The following is a 4,678-nucleotide window of genomic DNA, read 5'->3' as shown; positions in this document are numbered from 1 at the left end:
GGTTGCCGCTTCACCCGTAGCGGGCAAAGCGTGGCCGGCAACCTTGGCCGGGCCGGCCTCTTGGGCCGGCCCGGCACTTTCAGATTCCGAAACAGGCTGGGTATGCGCGCCGCCGCAGGCGACCACGAGCATACAACAAGCCAGGCAGCATACCAGACTGACCGCTCTGAACGTGGCGAAATAAACTTTTCCGGTCAGTTTTACGGTCATGCTTATAAATCCTGAAATACCCACACTACCCGTCCCAGCAGGCGCTTGGTCAGCAGATCGGGTGTGAGCGTCGTTTCGGGGAAGTTCGCGGAATCAGAACGCAGCACGTACCCGTCCTGCGCGCCGTTCAGGAACAGACGGCGAAGAATCACGCCTTCATTGGGCGCAAAAAGCGCATAGACACGGCCGGAAATCACGTCCCTGTCCATAGTGTCCACACCAAGGTGGGCATCGGACATGATAGTGGGGATCATGTTTGCTCCGCGCATGCGCAGAACAGCAAGACCGTCTTTCATAAAAGAATGCGGCAGGGAAATTTTTCCCGCCATATCAAGTGACGGTCGCGGCTGCTCGTCGTCATAATCGCAGTTCATGTGATAAACAGAGACAACGGATCCCCGTGCAAGAGTATCGCCGTAGTGGGCGGCGTTTTCCGCAAGAGCCGCAGGAGCGTCCTGCGGCATATAGCCCTGCTCGGTGCGCAGGTACATGGGACCGATGCCCTGCTTGAGCCAGTCCGGATTAAGCCCGAACTTTTCAAACAGTTTCATAAACCAGTCGCCGGGAACCGAATTGCGGCGCTTGGCATCAGAGATGCTTGACTGACGTATATCCAGCACCTCGGCCAATTCCACCTGGGTGCGGCTGTTTGTCGCCAGTTTGATGCGTTCGTATATTTCTGCAAAGGCAGGCATGTTCTTGAACTCCATAATGCGGACAGGCCGCATCATCAATGTTGAGGATTAAGAAGTGGCGCTTCGTTGGCCAGCACCATCTTGCTGTTCTCCTTGAGAGACTTGCGCATGGCCTCCAGCCAGCGTTGATACGCATAGAACTGAGGCGCCTTATTATAGGATTGGGCGTAGATGGATGCGGCACTGGCGTCGCCTTCACCGCGTTTTATCTGCGCCTCACGCGCGGCTTCAGCCAATATAACTGCACGTTGGCGGTCAGCGTCGGAGCGGATGCGTGTGGATTCTTCCTCACCTTCGGAGCGGTACTGCTTGGCCTGGCGTTCACGCTCGGCCCGCATGCGGCCGAAGATGGCACGCTGGTTTTCCGGCGGCAGGTCGGTGCGCTTGATGCGCACGTCCAGCACTTCAACACCGTAACTATGCATTAAGGCTGAAACCTTGTTTGTCACTTCCTTCATTATGGCCGCACGGTGGGAGGAAACAACCTCGGTGAGGGTGTACGCGCCCACCAGCGCCCGCAGCTGGGAGTAAACAACGTCGTCAAGCCGCGCCTGCGCGCCCGGAATGGTGCGCATGGTGCGGTAAAATTGCAGGGGATCAATAATTTTCCAGCGGGCGTAGTTGTCAAGCACAATGGCTTTCTTGTCCACCGTAAAGGCTTCACGCGAGCGGGCTTCGTAATCCAGTACCCGCGAATCGAAATACACCACGTTCTGAATAAAAGGCAGCTTGAAGTGCAAACCGGGGCCGTACACCCTGTCCAGAGGGTCGCCCAACTGAAGTACCAGTGCCGTCTGTGTCTGATGCACAGTAAAAAAGCACTGGCTGCCCACCACAACAATCAGCAGCAGCACGATGACAGCTGGCAGAGGATTAGTACGCATTATTTTTTCTCCAACGCCTTGGGGGCGACAGGGGCGCCCAGGCCGGGCAGATTCAGGTAGGGCAAGGCACGGGAAGCCGCCGGGCCATCCATAAGCACTTTTTCGTCAGCACCGGAAAGAATGTCTTCCATAGTTTCGTAGTAAAGGCGCTGCTCGGTGACTTTGGGGGCCTTGCGATGTTCTGCGCTCAGGGCGTCAAAACGGGAAGTTTCGCCTTCGGCATTGCGTACGCGGATGGCGTGATAAGACGCTGCCTCGTTGAGCATGGCCGCCGCCTGGCCCCTGGCTTTGGGCAGCAGTTCGTTGCGGTAGGCTTCAGCCTCATTGATGATGCGGCTCTTGTCCTCTCTGGCGCTGGCCACATCCTTGAAGGCGTCAATGACATCCTGCGGGGGGTGCACGTCCTGCAGTTGCACGGCCAGCACCTGTATGCCGGCCCCATAGCGATCCAGAATGGTCTGCAAAAGCTGCGTGGCCTCGCTCTGGATTTTCAGCTTGCCGTCAGTGATGGCCGAATCGATCTGGCTGTTGCCGATGACCTCGCGCATGGCGGCCTCGGCGGCGTTGCGCACAAGCGCCGTGGGCGCGCTTACGTTAAACAGATACTGGACGGGATCGCCAATCTTATATTGCACGCTGAACTGCACATTGACGATATTTTCATCGCCGGTGAGCATGGACGCCTCTTCAGACACGGTGCGCACCTGTCCCTGCTGGAAGGTGGTGCTCTGCCCCACCGAGCGGAAACCCACCTCGCTGCGCAGCACCTGAGTCACCTGCGGCTTGTACACGCTTTCTATGGGGGCGGGCCATGCGTAATGAGGACCGGGACCTTCGGTGCGGTTATATTTGCCGAAGCGCAGCACCACACCCTGTTCGTCAGGATTGATTATATAGATACCTGACAAAAGCCATAAACCCACCACAGCCAGGCCAATCAATAAAAATGCCTTTCCGTTGGGAAGGTTCATTTGCGACAGTTTTTTCAGGGGATTTTCGTCCCCTCTGCCCCGGCCGTTAAAGGGAGAACGTCTGGCCCTCGGGGGCTGCCGGTCCTGCCCTTCATCATTGTCAAGGTCAGTGTTGCGGGGCGGCTTGGGGGGAGGATTGGCCCCCTGCTGCCGTTGCCTTTTTTCCTGTAGCTTGTCCCAATCCCAATTCATGACGGAGGTTTACCTTTTTTTTGATTCGCGGCATAATTTCAGCAGATCATGACTGAAAAATGTCTGCGATTTTAATATGTGTGAAGAGATAAAAATAGGGCATGAATGCGGTGTGGTCAAGAACGCCATGCTTTCATGGTAAGCAAGTGCATACTAAACAAGATACAACATATCCACCGTCAAGCCTGCCCGGCACTTCACCGGCAGCCCTGTCTGTTAATCGTCTACTTTTGCCCGCCTCTCCCCTAACTACTTCATATCATGAAGCATGAAGCGCAAATACAGGTGTCAACGGAATACATTTTAGAGTATTCCAGAGACTGCTAGGCTTTGCAACTTTTTTTTTACTTTCATGCGCACTTGCGCAAAAAAGCTCATATCCCTATTTTTATGAACAATACAAGCACGATATCACGCATGGTACATCATGAAAAAACAAAAACCGGTTACAGACTGCACGTTTTTTCAAAAAGTAATCCGTTACGGCTTGCCTGTCAGATCATTTAACGCTTGTGGCTCAATACTCACAGGCGTACAGGGCTCAGCACGGTTATTGGCTATGCAAACATCTGGCAAGATTGTCTTCATGCAAACCTCAGGGCAATGGTTCAAGCTGCGTCAGTTCGGCAGCCGCGTCTGCCGGCAGGCGTCGGGACAATCTCGAGGGGAAGCCGCTCTACACAGTCAGGCATGACACATTCGTGCTGCCGCACGGCTGTTTTTCAAGAAGATGTCTGAATATTCCGGATGCATTTTCAGATTTTCCGTAAAACTGTACTCGATAAATAATTTTTCGCAAGAACACGCACAAATAATTATTAACGATAATAAATATTATTAATATGTATGATTACAAGGCCAGCCCCGCCAGAACAGTTACACCCCTTGAAAGAGGCATGAAAAACACGTTCGTCGAGTGTTTTTGGAGCGGCGCAGCTGCAACAGTGGCAAGCCCGGCTCGCCGGAGCGCATCAGGGCAGGCGCGATCAGGGGTGCGGTCGGGAGGTGGATCAGACAGGCCCAGTTGTGTGGCAGCCAGCAGAAGGAACTTGGGCCACGGCAGTGTTGAAATTACCACAGGAGGGAGTGGCGCGACCATCTGAAGCGTTTCACAAGTAAAGCGCTAGGGAATTAATTTACCAATATTCGGCAGGGTCAGCAACAAAAAAAACGTCAACACAAGAACACGCCGCATGACGGCACATGGCTGCCCCAAAAAGGCTTTTATTCATGATGGCTTACCGTCAAAGACGACTTGACAACAGTGCCTAGTAAGCCAGTTGAACCACGGCCCCGGAGTCGACATCAACGCTGGGGCTGCGCAGTTTGGCCCCGGCCAGGGGAACCACCCTGACCACCTCCACCACATCGGCCTGAACGGCAAAACCCGGAGTATAGGCCAGAGAATCCCGACGGCTGGAATCATGCCCGCCCTGCCAGAGCAAAAGACCGAAAAGCAGTGCGCTGCCCGCCAGGGCTGTACTCAGCATAATATAAGGAATACCGGTAGCGCCGGCTGTCTTGTTCATGACTTCTCCTTGCGGCAGCTTTTGCCGCCGCAGTGTGCTTGTCATGAAACAGAGCAAGATATGTGCCGTTTCCACCCGCACGGCATGGTTTCAGAGCCGCCGGTCAGCGGCCCGCCCGGTTTCCGGCCCCCCTGTCAGACCTTTGACCAGCACTTGAAAGAAGGAGCGCGGCCAACAGCTGCCCGCTGCCGCTGCCG

Annotated in this window: 4 protein-coding genes and 1 pseudogene; all 5 read right to left on the bottom strand. The window is 54.9% G+C overall.

The window, feature by feature from the left end; translation table 11 throughout:
* Positions 1-210 (bottom strand): annotated as a pseudogene (locus V6C16_RS08170) (lytic murein transglycosylase); the annotation flags it as partial.
* Positions 211-212: 2 nt separating this feature from the next.
* Positions 213-905 (bottom strand): LexA family transcriptional regulator, encoded by a 693-nt coding sequence (locus V6C16_RS08165; protein WP_333535517.1) that lies wholly within the window; start codon positions 903-905, stop codon positions 213-215.
* A 35-nt stretch (positions 906-940) separates the two neighbouring features.
* Positions 941-1,789: a protease modulator HflC gene (hflC, locus tag V6C16_RS08160; RefSeq protein ID WP_333535518.1), complete on the bottom strand. Its 849-nt coding sequence runs from the start codon at positions 1,787-1,789 to the stop codon at positions 941-943.
* Positions 1,789-2,952, bottom strand: coding sequence for an FtsH protease activity modulator HflK (gene hflK, locus V6C16_RS08155; RefSeq protein WP_333535519.1), 1,164 nt, complete (start codon positions 2,950-2,952; stop codon positions 1,789-1,791). Before hflK ends, hflC begins: the two co-directional genes overlap by 1 nt.
* Positions 2,953-4,220: 1,268 nt before the next feature.
* The gene (locus V6C16_RS08150) at positions 4,221-4,481 is read right to left on the bottom strand and encodes a hypothetical protein (protein ID WP_333535520.1); all 261 of its coding nucleotides are present in this window, start codon (positions 4,479-4,481) and stop codon (positions 4,221-4,223) included.
* Positions 4,482-4,678 lie beyond the last annotated feature (197 nt).

Origin of the sequence: Desulfovibrio sp. 1188_IL3213, assembly GCF_036763145.1 — a bacterium.
Lineage (GTDB): Bacteria > Desulfobacterota > Desulfovibrionia > Desulfovibrionales > Desulfovibrionaceae > Desulfovibrio.
This window is presented reverse-complemented; position numbering and strand designations above follow the sequence as displayed.